General features: G+C 76.4%; 14 protein-coding genes and 1 pseudogene. 8 read left to right on the top strand and 7 right to left on the bottom strand.

What is annotated here, in order from left to right:
• Window positions 1-242 precede the first annotated feature (242 nt).
• The 3 genes from ACI78U_RS18390 (at window position 243) to ACI78U_RS18380 (ending at window position 2,955) form a co-directional block, all read left to right on the top strand.
• Entirely contained in the window at window positions 243-821 is a 579-nt protein-coding gene (locus tag ACI78U_RS18390; RefSeq protein WP_456876829.1) for a universal stress protein, read from the top strand.
• Between the two features lie 27 nt (window positions 822-848).
• Entirely contained in the window at window positions 849-1,271 is a 423-nt protein-coding gene (locus ACI78U_RS18385) for a PaaI family thioesterase (protein WP_456876828.1), read from the top strand.
• Window positions 1,272-1,356: 85 nt separating this feature from the next.
• On the top strand, window positions 1,357-2,955 hold the full coding sequence (locus ACI78U_RS18380) for a 4-coumarate--CoA ligase family protein (protein ID WP_456876827.1): 1,599 nt from the start codon (window positions 1,357-1,359) through the stop codon (window positions 2,953-2,955).
• A gap of 43 nt (window positions 2,956-2,998) precedes the next feature.
• Here the strand turns inward: ACI78U_RS18380 and ACI78U_RS18375 are convergent, their stop codons facing one another.
• Both ACI78U_RS18375 and ACI78U_RS18370 read right to left on the bottom strand, forming a co-directional pair.
• Window positions 2,999-3,616: a hypothetical protein gene (locus ACI78U_RS18375; RefSeq protein ID WP_456876826.1), complete on the bottom strand. Its 618-nt coding sequence runs from the start codon at window positions 3,614-3,616 to the stop codon at window positions 2,999-3,001.
• A gap of 71 nt (window positions 3,617-3,687) precedes the next feature.
• Window positions 3,688-4,671, bottom strand: coding sequence for an AraC family transcriptional regulator (locus tag ACI78U_RS18370; RefSeq protein WP_456876825.1), 984 nt, complete (start codon window positions 4,669-4,671; stop codon window positions 3,688-3,690).
• Between the two features lie 155 nt (window positions 4,672-4,826).
• Here ACI78U_RS18370 and ACI78U_RS18365 point away from each other — a divergent pair.
• The 3 genes and pseudogenes from ACI78U_RS18365 to ACI78U_RS18355 all read left to right on the top strand — a co-directional run.
• Window positions 4,827-5,216, top strand: a pseudogene (locus ACI78U_RS18365) (NAD(P)-dependent oxidoreductase); the annotation flags it as partial.
• 14 nt (window positions 5,217-5,230) lie between these two features.
• Window positions 5,231-5,461: a hypothetical protein gene (locus ACI78U_RS18360; RefSeq protein WP_456876831.1), complete on the top strand. Its 231-nt coding sequence runs from the start codon at window positions 5,231-5,233 to the stop codon at window positions 5,459-5,461.
• Window positions 5,462-5,471: 10 nt separating this feature from the next.
• Window positions 5,472-6,464: an NAD(P)H-quinone oxidoreductase gene (locus ACI78U_RS18355; protein ID WP_456876824.1), complete on the top strand. Its 993-nt coding sequence runs from the start codon at window positions 5,472-5,474 to the stop codon at window positions 6,462-6,464.
• Here ACI78U_RS18355 and ACI78U_RS18350 read toward each other — a convergent pair whose 3' ends face one another.
• Window positions 6,465-7,691, bottom strand: coding sequence for a cysteine desulfurase-like protein (locus ACI78U_RS18350; RefSeq protein WP_456876823.1), 1,227 nt, complete (start codon window positions 7,689-7,691; stop codon window positions 6,465-6,467). It lies immediately after the preceding gene.
• A gap of 121 nt (window positions 7,692-7,812) precedes the next feature.
• On the opposite strand from ACI78U_RS18350, the gene ACI78U_RS18345 reads away from it, so the two are divergent.
• Both ACI78U_RS18345 and ACI78U_RS18340 read left to right on the top strand, forming a co-directional pair.
• Window positions 7,813-8,352, top strand: a complete 540-nt coding sequence (locus ACI78U_RS18345) for a bacterial proteasome activator family protein (protein ID WP_456876822.1) — start codon at window positions 7,813-7,815, stop codon at window positions 8,350-8,352.
• 155 nt (window positions 8,353-8,507) lie between these two features.
• Complete coding sequence (locus ACI78U_RS18340) at window positions 8,508-9,515, top strand: type IV toxin-antitoxin system AbiEi family antitoxin domain-containing protein (RefSeq protein ID WP_456876821.1); 1,008 nt, start codon at window positions 8,508-8,510, stop codon at window positions 9,513-9,515.
• A gap of 117 nt (window positions 9,516-9,632) precedes the next feature.
• On the opposite strand, the gene ACI78U_RS18335 is transcribed toward ACI78U_RS18340, so the two are convergent.
• The 4 genes from ACI78U_RS18335 to serS form a co-directional block, all read right to left on the bottom strand.
• Entirely contained in the window at window positions 9,633-11,252 is a 1,620-nt protein-coding gene (locus ACI78U_RS18335) for a methyl-accepting chemotaxis protein (RefSeq protein WP_456876820.1), read from the bottom strand.
• A 71-nt stretch (window positions 11,253-11,323) separates the two neighbouring features.
• Entirely contained in the window at window positions 11,324-12,127 is an 804-nt protein-coding gene (locus tag ACI78U_RS18330) for an HAD hydrolase family protein (protein WP_456876819.1), read from the bottom strand.
• Complete coding sequence (locus ACI78U_RS18325; protein WP_456876818.1) at window positions 12,120-13,034, bottom strand: HAD family hydrolase; 915 nt, start codon at window positions 13,032-13,034, stop codon at window positions 12,120-12,122. Before ACI78U_RS18325 ends, ACI78U_RS18330 begins: the two co-directional genes overlap by 8 nt.
• Window positions 13,031-14,332, bottom strand: coding sequence for a serine--tRNA ligase (serS, locus tag ACI78U_RS18320; protein WP_456876817.1), 1,302 nt, complete (start codon window positions 14,330-14,332; stop codon window positions 13,031-13,033). Before serS ends, ACI78U_RS18325 begins: the two co-directional genes overlap by 4 nt.

Below are 14,332 nucleotides of genomic sequence, written 5' to 3'. Positions count from 1 at the left end.
GCGGGGAGTGGCGGGGGGGCCGCCCCCGCGCCCCCCCCCCCCCCCCCCCCCCCCCCCCCCCCCCCCGCCCCCCCCCCCCCCCCCCCCCCCCCCCCCCCCCCCCCCCCCCACCGCGAGGTCCGAGGGCCGGTGGGCCCGGGCGGGCGCGACACAGGACCCTTCCCCCGGCGCGCCGGACGGATCATGCTCAGGACGCCCGCCGGGGCACCCGGTCCCGCGGGGACGGTGCCGAGGAGGCCGTCATGATCGAGCAGCCCGTGCGCGCCGACGAGTCGCAGGCGCGCGGACCCCGGGTGGTGGTGGGCGTCGACGGGTCGGCGGGGGCGCGGGCCGCGCTGCGGTTCGCCGTCGAGGACGCCGCCCGCCGGGGTGTGCCCGTCGAGGCGGTGGTCGCCCACCGCCCGCCCGAGGCGTGGATGGACTTCGACGTCGTCGGCGACCGCACCTACGACGAGGCCGAGGCCGCGGCGGTCTCACGGACCGAGGCCTTCGTCGCCGAGGTGCTCCACGGGGTCCCGGAGCCGCACCCGGTGATCCACGTGACGGCCGTCCTCGGCTCGGCCGCAGACGCGCTCATCCGGGAGTCGGCCGGCGCGGACCTGCTGGTGGTCGGCAGCCGGGGGCACGGCGGGTTCTCCAGCATGCTGCTGGGGTCGACGGGCATGCAGTGCGTCCTGCACGCGCCGTGCCCGGTGACCGTCGTCCACTCGGCCGAGGCACACCGGGAGCGGCTGCACCTGCGCCGTCGTGACGGCGCCGAGCGGGTGCGCACCCAACGCCGGCGCTTCCGGGGCACGAGGGCCGACGCCGCCTCCCGGTGACCCGCGCCGGCGCTACGGTTCCCGCCCGTGGCCGCCACCGGGTTCCTCACCGCCGACGAGCTCAACGCGCTCCTGCCGGGCACGCTGCCGGGACTGCTGGGCCTGACGGTCGCCGCGCACGAGCCCGGTCGCCTGGAGGCGGGCCTCGACGTCCGCCCCGACCTGCTCGCGCCCAACGGCTACCTGCACGCGGCGACCGTGGTCGCCCTGGCCGACACCGCCTGCGGCCTGGCGACCCGCGCGCTGCTGCCCGAGGGCGCGACCGGCTTCACCACCATCGAGCTGAAGAGCAACTTCCTCGGCACCGTCCGCGAGGGCCGCATCCGGACGGTGGCCACCAACGCCCACGCCGGCCGCTCCACCCAGGTCTGGGACGCCGTCGTCTCCTCCGGCGCCGGGCGGACGCTCGCGCTGTTCCGGTGCACCCAGTCCGTGCTGTGGCCCCGATGAGGTGACCGGCGAGTAACCCCCGTGTCCTGCGACACACCGGGGGTGTGAGACTGGCGCCACTACGCCCCCAACGAGGAGGAGCCCCGTGCCCCTGGCCAGTCGTTACCCCGACGTCGAGATCCCGGACCTCTCGGTCCCCGACTTCGTCCTCGCCGCGGGGCGGGAGAAGCCCGACGCGCCCGCGCTCGTCGACGGCCTGACCGGCGACTCGATCAGCCACGGCCAACTGGCGACCTACGTCGACCGGGTCGCGGCCGCGCTCGCCGCGCGCGGGCTGCGCAAGGGCGACGTCGTCGCGGTGCTGTGCCCGAACACCATGTGGTACCCGGTGGTGTTCCACGGCATCGCCAAGGCCGGCTGCGTGATGAGCCCGATCAACTCCCTGTACACCGCCCACGAGGTCGCCTTCCAGCTGAAGGACTCCGGCGCGAAGGTGCTCGTCACCGTCTCGCCCTTCCTCGACCGGGCGCTGGAGGCCACCGCGCAGACGCCGGTGGACGAGGTCATCGTCATGGACGGCGCCGAGGGTCACGCCTCGCTGCTCGACCTGATCAGCAGCGACGCGCCCTCGGTGCAGGTCGACATCGACCCGGCCAACGACCTGGTGACGCTCCCCTACTCCAGCGGCACCACCGGCCTGCCCAAGGGCGTCATGCTCACCCACCGCAACCTGGTGGCCAACGTCGCCCAGTGCCGCCCGCTCATCCAGCTGGGCGCGGACGAGCGGATCATCGCCGTCCTGCCGTTCTTCCACATCTACGGCCTGACCGTGCTGATGAACCAGGGGCTGGCCTGGGGCGGCGCCGTCGTCACGCTGCCGCGGTTCGACCTCGAGCAGTTCCTGCGCACCATCCAGGACCAGAGGATCACCCGCGCCTTCGTGGCCCCGCCGATCCTGCTGGCGCTGGCCAAGCACCCGATGGTCGACCAGTTCGACCTGTCCTCGCTGACCTCGATCCTCTCGGGCGCGGCGCCGCTGGACGAGGCGCTGGCCCAGGCGGCGGAGGCGCGGCTGCGCCGGGGCGCCGACACCGGCGTCACGGTGGGCCAGGGCTACGGCATGACCGAGCTGTCGCCGGTCTCGCACACCACGCCCGACCGCGGCGGCGAGCCGGAGGGCTTCTCCGGCGAGGTGCCCAAGGGCTCGGTGGGCCTGGCGATCCCCAACACCGAGTGCCGGCTGGTCGACTCCTCCACGGGCGAGGACGCCGCCCCGGGCGAGCGCGGCGAGCTGTGGGTGCGCGGCCCCCAGGTGATGAAGGGCTACCTCAACAACGCGGAGGCCACCGCCGAGACCCTCGACGCCGAGGGCTGGCTGCACACCGGGGACGTGGCGGTCGTCGACGAGAACGGCTGCTACACCGTCGTCGACCGGGTCAAGGAGCTGATCAAGTACAAGGGCTACCAGGTGGCCCCGGCCGAGCTCGAGGCCGTGCTGGTCGGCAACCCGCAGATCGCCGACGCCGCCGTCATCGGGGTCAAGGACGAGGAGAGCGGCGAGGAGCTGCCCAAGGCGTTCGTCGTGCGGGCCCCGGGCTCGGAGATCACCGAGGACGAGGTCATGGAGTTCGTGGCCTCCCGGGTGGCGCCGCACAAGAAGGTCCGCGCGGTGGAGTTCATCGAGCAGGTGCCCAAGTCCGCCGCCGGCAAGATCCTGCGCAAGGACCTCAAGGCCCGGGCCTGACGGCGGATCCCGTCCCGCGCTGACGCCGTCCTCGCACCGCCGCTCACCCGGCGCGGCCGAGGACGGCGTCGCGCGTCCCGGCGTGCCGCCGGGCGCCGAGCCGCAGGACCAGCAGCTCACCGCGGGACGCGTTCCGCAGCACGTCCGGCAGCTCGGCCGGGTGGCAGGCGTCGAGCAGCCACGGCAGCGCGAACAGGGCCTGGCGGACGGTCCGCCGGGCGGCGGGTGCCGCCGGCCGGGTCCACGCGTCCAGCCGGGCCGCGACCAGGTCGGCGAGGTCGGTGAGCGCCGGCGCGAGCAGCGGCGCACCGGCGCCCAGCTCGCGGGCGAACAGCGCCAGCGCCCGGTCGGTCCGCGCGAGGACGGCGTCGAGGGCGACGTCCCCGTCGCGTCCGCCGAGCGCCCCGTGCGCGCGGACCTCGGCCACCACGCCCGCGGTCCAGCGCACCAGCTCGCGCTGCCGGCCGGCGCAGCAGGGGTCGTCGAAGGCGATGCCGGTGACCGCGTCGGCGGCCAGCCGGGTCCCCGAGCGCAGCGCCCGGGCCGCCAGCGCCGGGGCGTCGAGGAAGGCCACCCGGGTGCGGGCCGGCGCGGTCGGCAGCGTGTCGTGGTCCGGCGTGCGCGGCGCGGGGATGCGGACGGGGGACGTCGTCGTCGTCATGACCGGAACGGTGCCGCCGGGGTCCTGCGACGGGCTTGTGAGCTGCTTGGACGGGTCTCGCAGGTCGCCGGTCAGCCCGCGGGGCCCGACGGCACCGGCTCGCCCGCCGCGGTCGGCGGCACGCCGACGACGCGCTTGTAGGCGCGGGAGAAGGCGGCCTCCGACTCGTAGCCCAGCCGCCCGGCCAGCTCACCGACCCGGGCGCCCTGCCCGAGGGCGACCGTGGCCAGGTGCATGCGCCAGCGGGCCAGGTGGTGCATCACCGGTTCCCCGGCCAGGTCGGTGAAGCGGGCGGCGAACGACGACCGCGACATCCGGGCCTCCCGCGCCAGCCGGGTCAGGGTCCACGCCGTGCCGGGCTCGCGGTGCAGGAGCGCGACCGCCCGCCCCACCTGCGGGTCACGTAGGGCCCGCAGCCAGCCCGGACCCGTCGCCGCGGTGTCCAGCCACGCGCGGACGGCCTGGAGGACGACGACGTCGGCGAGCCGGGTGACCACGGCCTCGGTGCCGGGCCGGTCCTCGGCCACCTCGTCGGCGAGGACCCGCAGCAGCATCGGCAGCCAGCCCGTACGGGCTCCGTCACGCCCGTCGACGACCAGCACCGGCGGCAGGAGGCCGAGCAGGTGGGCCGCCCCGGGCCGGTCGGGTTCGACCACCCCGCAGACCATCCCCGCCGCGGCGCCGCCGCCGTCGAGCCGCAGGACGGAGTAGTGGTCCCCCAGGTACTGCTGGGGCAGCAGGTCGGCACGGCCGGAGACCGGCGCCTCCGGGGCGCTGCGCAGCAGGTGGCCGCGGCCGTGCGGGACCAGGGCCAGGTCGCCGACGCGGAGCTCGTGCCGGTCGCCGTCGACCTCCAGGACGCAGCTGCCCCGGGTGACGACGTGGAAGCTCATGCACCCGGCGAGCGCCGGCATCTCGAGGCCCCAGGGCGCGGTCGCCTCCGCCCGGCAGTAGAAGGTGCCGCGGATCCGCAGGTCGGCGAGCACCCCGCCGAGCGGGTCGACCGACGCCCACGGCCGGCCGGGGTCCGCGTGGGTCTCCTCGCTCGCGTGCACGGCTCCAGCCTGCTGACCGCCGCACCGGGCGTCCAGGTCCGCCGGACGAACGGGCATGGACGGCGGACGCGCGGTCATGGGCCCGAACCGGCCGGCCCGCCAGTGTCGACGGCGACCGGCCACGAGGGCCGGCGGGACCGGAGGGGTGAGGAGACGTGCGCGTGCTGGTGGTGGGAGCGACAGGTGGGTCCGGACGGGCGGCGGTCGAGGCGCTGACCGCCCGGGGACACGAGGTGACGGCCTTCGCCCGGCGGGCGTCGGCCGCCCGTGCGGGGCGTCCGGGCGTCCGCGCCGTGGACGGCGACGCCACGGTGCCGGCCGACGTCGTGCGGGCGGTCCGCGGGCAGGACGCGGTGGTGCTGACCCTCGGTATCAGCGAGCACCCGCTGCGGGTGCGGCTGCGGGGCAGCCGGGGCACGCCGCTGGACGTGCGGTCGCGCGGCACGGCCACGGTGGTCGCGGCCATGCGCGAGCAGGGCGTGTCGCGCAGATCGACGACCACGAGCGGCAGGAGCGGCTGGTCCGGGACAGCGGCCTGGACTGGACGATCGTCCAGCCGGTGTACCTCACCGACGGCGACGAGCCGGCCACGACCTCGCCGACCGGGGGGACCGCGGGGATGCACGTCTCCCGGCGCGCGGTGGGCGAGGTGCTGGCCGACCTGGTCGCCGCGGACGGTGGCGGCAGGTGCGTCACCGTCTCCGGCGCGGTGGCGTCCCCCGGCTCTCGCACCGAGCACCTGAGCGGGTCCCACCTCGGGCCGGCGAGCGGCGGGGGCCGGCCCTCCTAGGGTCGGGGGCATGCGTGCGGTGACGACCAGCGGACCCGGCGGCCCCGAGGTGCTCGGCTGGGGCGAGGCCCCCGATCCCGTGGCCGGCCCCGGCGAGGTCGTCGTCGACGTCGCGGCCACCGCCGTCAACCGGGCCGACCTGCTGCAGCGGGCCGGGTTCTACCCGCCTCCCGAGGGTGCCAGCGACGTCCTGGGCCTGGAGTGCAGCGGGATCGTGAGCGAGGTCGGCGAGGGCGTCGTCGGCTGGTCGGTGGGCGACGAGGTGTGCGCACTGCTGGCCGGCGGCGGCTACGCCGAGCGGGTCGCCGTACCGGCCGGGCAGCTCCTGCCCCGCCCCGCCGGGGTGGAGCTGGCCACCGCCGCGGCGCTGCCCGAGGTGACCTGCACGGTGTGGTCCAACGTCTTCCAGCTCGCGGGCCTGCGCCGCGGGGACACGTTCCTCGTGCACGGTGGGTCCAGCGGCATCGGGACGATGGCCATCCAGCTCGCCGTCCGGGCCGGTGCGCGGGTGTTCACCACCGCCGGGAGCGCGGCCAAGCTGGAGTTCTGCCGCGAGCTCGGCGCCGAGGTGACCATCGGCTACCGGGACGAGGACTTCGTCGAGCGGGTGCGCGAGGAGACCGACGGCGTCGGGGTCGACGTCGTCCTCGACAACATGGGCGCGAAGTACCTGGCCCGCAACGTCGACGCGCTCGCCGTCGGTGGGCGGCTGGTGGTCATCGGCCTGCAGGGCGGCGCCAAGGCGGAGCTCGACCTGGGGAAGCTGCTGGCCAAGCGGGCGTCGGTGGCGGCGACGGCGCTGCGCTCGCGGCCGCTGACCGGGCCCGGCGGGAAGGACGCGATCGTCGCGGCGGTGCGCGCCGAGGTCTGGCCCGACGTCGAGCGCGGCGTGGTGCGCCCCATCGTCGACCGCCGGCTGCCGATGTCGCGCGCGGCCGAGGCGCACCGCGTCGTCGAGGCCAGCGAGCACATCGGGAAGGTGCTGCTGCTCCCCGGCACCTGACTACAGCGCGCCCCGCAGCGCGGCCACGGAGTCGACCACGTAGCCGACCTCCTCGGCGGTGTTGTAGTGCGCCAGGCCGAGGCGGACCGCGCCGCCGGCCTCGTTGACGCCCAGCGCGTCGAACAGCTCGCGGGCGTAGAAGTCGCCGTCCCAGGCGCAGATGCCCCGGCGGGACAGCTCGGCGGCCACCTGGCGCGGACGCATGCCGGGCACGGTGAACGACAGCGTCGGCGTCGTGTGCTCCGGGAAGCCGACCACCTGCACGTGCCGCATGGCGCGCAGGGCCTGGTCGAGCCACTCGAACAGGCCACCCTCGTACGCGGTGACGGCGGTCATGGAGTCGCGCAGCCGGTCGCGGCGGCTGCCGGCGGTGCTCTCGCACAGGCCCGCCAGGTGGTCGACGGCGGCGGTCACCCCGGCGTAGAGCTCGAACGGCGGGGTGCCGGCCTCGAAGCGGTCGGGCACCCGGTCGGGCGTGGGCAGCAGCCGGTCGGGGTCGAGCTCGCCCAGCAGCGCGGGGTCGGCCACCACGGCGCCGACGTGCGGCCCGCACCAGGTGTAGGCCGAGACGGCGAGGAAGTCCGCGCCCAGGGTGGCCCGGTCGAGGAAGACGTGCGGCGCGGCCTGCACGGCGTCGACGTAGACCAGCGCCCCCACGGCGTGCGCGCGGGCGGCGATCGAGGCGACGTCGGGCCGCGTGCCGATGGCGTTGCTGGCGGCGGTGACCGCCACCAGCCGGGTGCGCGGGGTGATGAGGTCGTCGTACTGCCAGGCGGGCAGCTCGCCGGTCTCGATGTCCACCTCCGCCCACCGGACGACCGCGCCGACCTGGGCGGCCGCGGTGATCCAGGGCCGGATGTTGGCGTCGTGGTCGAGGCGGCTGACGACGACCTCGTCGCCGCGGCGCCAGGTGCGGGCCAGCGCGCGGGCGACGGCGTAGGTGAGCGCGGTCATGCTCGGCCCGAGCACGACGCCGGTGGAGACACCGCCGACCAGGTCGGCCACCGCGGCCCGGGCGCTGGCCACCAGGCCCTCGGTCCGCGAGGACGACGGGAACACCCCGCCGCGGTTGGCCACCGGCACCCGCATCGCGGACGAGACCGCGTGCACGACGCTCTCGGGCAGCAGGGTGCCGCCCGGCGCGTCGGTGTGCACGAAGCCGTCGGAGAGGCCCGGGAACTGCCCGCGGACGCGCGCGACGTCCAGCCGTGGCTCCCCCGGGTGCATGCGGGCGACCCTAGTTGGCCGCCCCGGGCCGCCGTGCCGCCGCACCGGCGACGTCGCGAGGCCGCCCCGCGGGCCCCGTGCCCGGCGTTCACCCCCCGAGCGCGAGGGGCAGGATGGGGACATGACGGCACCCGGCAACGGCAGTGAGCGCCCGCAGCAGGTCCTCGTCGTGGGCCCGGACGGGCGCCCGGTCGGCGCGATGCCCGTGCCGGCCCCCGGCCCGGCCGACGGCGACGGCCCGCCCGGCGTCGGCGAGATGATCGAGCAGCCGGCCAAGGTCATGCGGATCGGCACGATGATCAAGCAGCTGCTCGAGGAGGTGCGGGCCGCGCCCCTCGACGAGGCCAGCCGCGCCCGGCTGCGCGACATCCACGCCTCGTCGATCCGCGAGCTCGAGCAGGGCCTCGCGCCCGAGCTCAGCGAGGAGCTGCGACGCATCACCTCACCGTTCAGCGAGGGCGAGACGCCGTCGGACGCCGAGCTGCGGATCGCCCAGGCCCAGCTCGTCGGCTGGCTCGAGGGCGTGTTCCAGGGCATCCAGACGGCGCTGGTCGCCCAGCAGATGGCCGCCCGGGCACAGCTGGAGGAGATCCGCCGGCGCGCCCTGCCCGGGGGTCCCGCCACCGGCGAACCCCGCCCCGGCGGCGGCCAGTACCTGTAGCGCGGGGCTCCGCCGGGATCAGGTGACCTGATCGTCGGGCGTCCTCCCTCACGGCAGACGGTGAGGGAGGACGCGCTGTGGTGAGGGAGGACCCCGTCGTCCACAGTTCCGGCCGGGCCGTTCCCCCGGGCGGTGCCCGTCCCGAGACTGACCGCGTGTCCCCCGCTCTCGAGGCCGCGGCGCGACGACGCGGCGGCGTCTTCACCGTCGACGACGCCCGACGCGCCGGCTACCTCCCCGACGACGTCCGCGGCGCCGTGCGCACCCGGGCCTGGCACCGCCTGCGCCGCGGCGTGTACGTGTCGACGGCGCGGTGGCTGGCGACGGCCGAGGACCCCCGCGCGCGCCACCTGCTGCTGTGCGCCGCCGCGCTCGCCGTCCTGGGGCCCGGTCCGGTGCTGAGCCACACGTCGGCGGCCCGCTTCCACCGCCTCGTCCTGCCGCGCGGGGTCGACGACGACGTGCGCCTCACGCACGCCGACGAGTGGCGGTGCGGGCGGGGCTACCGGATCGCGGCGGCCGCCCTGCCACCGGAGGACGTCGTGGACGCCGGGGCGTTCCGGGTGACCACCGCGGCCCGCACTCTCGTCGACTGTGCGCGCGACTGGTCGCTCGTCGACGCCGTGGTCGCCCTGGACGCAGCGATGCAGGGACGGCAGGTGGCACGGGCCGCCGTCGAGGCCGCCGTCCTGCGGCAGACGCACTGGGTGGGCATCGGGGCCGCCGCCCGTGCGGTCGGCCTCGCCGACGGCCGCGCCGAGTCGCCCCTGGAGACGCGGGGGCGGCTGGCGCTGCTGCAGGCGGGACTCCCGCGGCCCGAGTTGCAGGTGGAGCTGCACGGCCCCCGCGGCCTCCTCGGCCGGGTCGACGCCTGGTACGAGGAGGCGGCGCTGGCCATCGAGTTCGACGGCCGCGTGAAGTACGCCGCGCCGCGCGACGGCCGGACGCCGGAGGCGGTGCTGTGGGACGAGAAGCGGCGCGAGGACAGGATCCGCGAGCTCGACGTCCGCGTCGTCCGCGTCACGCAGGAGGACCTCGGTCCCTCCAGCCCGGTGCTCGCGCGGGTGGCCCGCCTGCTCGCCCAGCCGCTGGCCGGCCCACGGTCGTTCCGGGTGCACCGGCGCCCCGAGCCGGGACCCGACCCCGAGGACGCCGTCGCCTGAGCGGCCGCGCCACGACGCGCGGACGACGTCCTCCCTCCCCTCCGGGCGTCCTCCCTCACGGTGGGCGGTGAGGGAGGACGCCCGATGATCAGGTCACCTGATCCCGGCGGGGACCGCCTACACGGAGAAGCGGCGGACGGCGTCCTGCAGCTCGCCGCTCATCCGGGCGAGTTCCGCTGCGGCCCGGCGGGCGTCGTCGACCCGGGCGCTGGTCTGCTGGGTGCCGTCGGCCAGGCCGGTGATCGCCGCGGCGATCTGGCGGGTGCCGCCGGCGGCCTCGGCCACGTTGCGGTTCATCTCGTTGGTGGTCGCCGTCTGCTCCTCGACCGCCGCCGCGATGGTCGCCTGGAAGTCGTTGATCTCGCCGATCACGGAGCTGATCCGGCTGATCGCCTCGACGGCGCCCGCGGTGTCGGCCTGGATGGCCTCGACCCGGCGGGAGATGTCCTCGGTGGCGCGCGCGGTCTCCTGCGCGAGCTCCTTGACCTCGCTGGCCACGACGGCGAAGCCCTTGCCCGCCTCCCCGGCCCGCGCCGCCTCGATCGTCGCGTTGAGGGCCAGCAGGTTGGTCTGCTCGGCGATGCCGTTGATGAGCTTGACGACGGTGGCGATCTCCTGCGAGGAGTCGCCGAGCTTGCCGACGGTCCGGGTGGTGGTCTCCGCGACGCCCACCGCCTGCCCGGCCACGCGGGCGGCCTCGGCGGCGTTGTGCGCGATCTCGCGGATCGCGCTCTCCATCTGCGACGAGCCGGTGGCCACGGTGTCGACGCTGGCGGCGACCTCGCCGGCCGAGGCGACGACGACGCCGGTCTGGTCGGACGCGGCGCGGGAGACCTCGGCGATCCCGCCGGCCGCGGCGTCGAGCTGGGTGGAGGCGCCCTGCAGCCGGTCGGCGGACCCGCGGACCAGCGTGAGCACGCCGCCGAGGGCGTCGAGGGTCTCGTCCAGCGAGCGGGCCACCTCGCCCAGCTCGCCGCCGCCGGTGGCTCCGGCGCGCACCGTCAGGTCACCGCCGGCGACCTCGGCGAGCACCTCGCGGATCCGCTGCACCGGCCGGGTCACGCTGCGCGCCACCAGCAGCGCGAGCACGACGGAGACGACCAGGCCGAGCCCGACGACGACGAGCGTGAGGGTGCGGGCGGCGGCGTAGGCGTCCTCGGCCTCGGTGACCGTCTCCCCGGCGGACGCGGCGGCCGCCGCCGTGGCCGCGGTCAGCGACTCCTCGATCACGTCCTCGTTCTGCGACATGGTCTGCAGCAGCGGCAGCGCGCTCGGCGAGGTCGGCGGCAGGGCCTGCAGCTGCGCCAGCGCGGTCAGGTAGGTCTCCGACGCGGTCCGGTACTCCTCGAACCCGGCGCGGGCCTCCGCGGACAGCGGCATCCCGGCCACGGCCTCCGCGTCGGTGACCATCGCCTCGCCCGCGGCGGCCGCGGACTCCCGCGCCTCCTGGACGGTGGCCGCCGGCAGCGTCGGGATGTTGGCCCGGGCGGTGTGCGCCGACAGCTCCCACCAGTCGACCTGCAGCCGGCGCAGGCCGTCGAGCGGCACGGCGCCCTCGTCGTGGACCTGGTCGGCCTTGTCCGCGAGGACCGACATGCGCTGGATGCCGAACAGCCCGACACCCAGGGTGGTCAGCGCGACGACGAGGATCGCGCCGAGCAACCTCGCGTGCAGGCTCCACCCGGAGGAGGTGGGCTCGGCGGGCGTCGTCGGGACGCGGGCAGGGGTCTGGCTCATCGATCGCCTTCCGTGGCGGGGTGCCGGTCGCTCCGACACATCGGCAGGGAAGGGCCGATCTCAAGCCGGGTCTACAGAGCTGCGAGGAAGGTCGCGACGCCGTCGTCGTCGTTGCCGACGGTGACGTCGGTGGCCGCGGCGAGCAGGTCCGGGTGGGCGTGGGCCATGGCCACGGCCCGCCCGCCGGCCTCCCGCACCCAGTCGAAGGCGGCGATGTCGTTGGGCATGTCCCCGAAGACGACGACGTCCTCCGGGCCGACGCCGTGCCGGGCGGCGACCCGGGCCAGCCCGCTGGCCTTGGTGACCCCGTGCGCGGAGATCTCGGCGAGGGCGTCGGAGGAGGAGTTGGTGACCGTCGCCCGGTCACCCACCACGCGCTCCACCAGCGCGACGAAGGAGTCGCGGTCCATCTCCTCGTGCCGGGCCAGCAGCTTGGCCGCGGGCGCCGCGACCATCTCCTCCAGCGGGGCCTCGGCGACGCCGGGCGCGTCGACGTCCCACCGCGGCCGGTACACCGGCTCGTGACGGAACTCCAGGCCGTACTCGACGGCGAACCAGGTGCCCGGCTGCTCGGCGCGCAGCCCGGCGGTGATCTCGGCCAGGACCGCCGGGGGCAGCGCCTCCTCCTCGAGGATCTCGAAGCGCCCGAGGTCGAGCAGCACGGCGCCGTTGCAGCAGACGGCGGTGCCCGTCGTGACGACCTGCCGGATCCGGTGCATCCAGCGGGGCGGCCGGCCGGTGGCGAGGACGACGGGGACGCCGTCGTCCTGCCAGCGGCGCAGCTCGGCGACCGTGGCGTCGCTGACGGTGTCGTCGGAGCGCAGCAGCGTGCCGTCCATGTCGCTGGCGATCAGCCGGGGGCGCCAGTCAGACACCGGCGAGCACCGCCTCGAGGTAGGAGGCGACGCCGTCGGCGTCGTGCCCGCCGGTGAGCGCGCCGGCCGCCGCCCGGACGGCGGGGTGGGCGTTGGCCACCGCGACCGCGCGGCCGCCGGCCTCGGTGACCGCGGTGATCATCGGCAGGTCGTTGGGCATGTCGCCGAAGACGAGCACGTCGGCGAGCCCGACGCCGTGGTGGTCGAGCGCGACGGCCAGCCCGGTGGCCTTGGTGACACCCGGCGGCAGCACCTCGATGAAGCCCAGCCCGGCGTGGGTGACCTCGGCCTCGGCCGGGTCGACCACCCGCCGGGCGCGGGCCAGCAGCTCGTCCTGGCCGAGGGAGGACGAGCGCAGGAACACCTTGAGCACCGCGCCCTCGGGGATCACCGCGTGCCGCGGCAGCAGGTGCGCGGGCTCGGGATAGGGCCAGTCGAAGCCGTGCTGCACCCGCAGCGGCGCGAGCGCCTCGGCCTGCTCGGCGGCGTCCTCCACGGCCAGGATCAGGTCGCCGGCGACCGCCTCGATGCGCGCGATGACGGCCTCGGCCTGCGAGCGCGGCAGCCCGACGGTGCGCAGCACCTCGTCGCGCTCGAGGTCGACGACGTAGCCGCCCTGCGCGAGCACCGCGATGCCCCGCCCGTCGAGCGCCGTGCGGACGCTGTCGAGCAGCCGCGGCCCACGCCCGGTGACGCCGACGACCGGGATGCCGGCGGCCCAGCAGGCGTCCAGCGCGGCGCGGGTGCGCGGGCTGACCACGCCGGCGGAGGTGAGCAGGGTGCCGTCGAGGTCGGTGGCCACCAGCCGCGGGCGCCAGCTCCCGAGGTCGCCGGGCTCGACGACCCGGTCGGCGTCCGGGGAGGGGACGTGCCCGGAGAGGACGGCGCGGGGCGCGGGCCCGCTCATGCGGCCGCCGGCGGCACCGGTGCGGCCAGCGTCATGCCGGGCGTGAGCACCTCGTGCCCGCCCAGCCAGGGCCGCAGCGCCACCGGGACGTGCACCGACCCGTCGGCGCGCTGGTGCACCTCGAGCAGGCAGGCGATGGTGCGGGCGATCGCGCACAGCGTGCCGTTGAGCGTGGCGGCCGGCTGCGGCCTCCCGTCGGCGTCGCGGTGGCGGATGGCCAGCCGGCGGGCCTGGAAGGTGGTGCAGTCCGACGTGCTGGTCAGCTCCCGGTAGGTGCCCTGGCTGGGGAACCACGCCTCGATGTCGTACTTGCGGGCGGCGCTGGTGCCGAGGTCGCCGGCGGCGATGTCGACGACGCGGTAGGGCAGCTCGAGTGCCTGGAGGAACTCCTCCTCCCAGGCCAGCAGCCGCAGGTGCTCGGCGGCGCTGTCCTCGGGACGGCAGAAGCTGAACATCTCGACCTTGTCGAACCAGTGCACGCGGATGATCCCGCGGGTGTCCTTGCCGTAGGAGCCGGCCTCGCGGCGGAAGCAGGACGACCAGCCGGCGTAGCGGCGGGGGCCGGCGGAGAGGTCGAGCACCTCGTCGGCGTGCATGCCGGCCAGCGCGACCTCGGAGGTGCCCACGAGGTAGAGGTCGTCGCGCTCGATCCGGTAGACCTCCTCGTCGTGCTCGCCGAGGAAGCCGGTGCCCTCCATGGCGTGCGGCTTGACCAGCGCCGGGGCGACGACGGGGGTGAAGCCGGCGGCCACCGCGCGGGTGATCGCCAGCTGGGCGAGCGCGAACTCCAGCAGTGCCCCCGGGCCGGTGAGGAAGTAGAAGCGGGCCCCGGAGACCTTCGCGCCGCGCTCCACGTCGATGGCGCCGAGGGCCTCGCCGACCTGCAGGTGGTCGCGGACCTCGAAGTCGTAGCGGGGCACCTCGCCGACGGTGCGCAGCGTCACCGCGTCGTCCTCGCCGCCGGGCGGGACGCCGTCGGCGACGACGTTCGGGATGGCCAGGTGCGCCTCGCGCAGCGCGGCGTCGGCCGCGCGCTGGGCCTCCTCGGCCTCCTTGACCTGCGCCGCGAGCGCCTTGGCGCGCTCCAGGACGGCGGGCCGCTCCTCCTTGCTGGCGCCGCGCACCGCCTGGGAGGCCGCCTTCTGCTCGGCCCGCAGGTCGTCGGCGCGCCGGACCGCCTCGCGGCGGGCGGCGTCGGCGGCCAGGAGCGCGTCGACCCGGGACTCGTCGGCGCCGCGGGCGCGCTGGCTGGCACGGACGACGTCGGGGTGCTCGCGCACCAGGCGCAGGTCGATCAC

Source organism: Geodermatophilus sp. SYSU D00710, from assembly GCF_054050195.1.
This window is presented reverse-complemented; position numbering and strand designations above follow the sequence as displayed.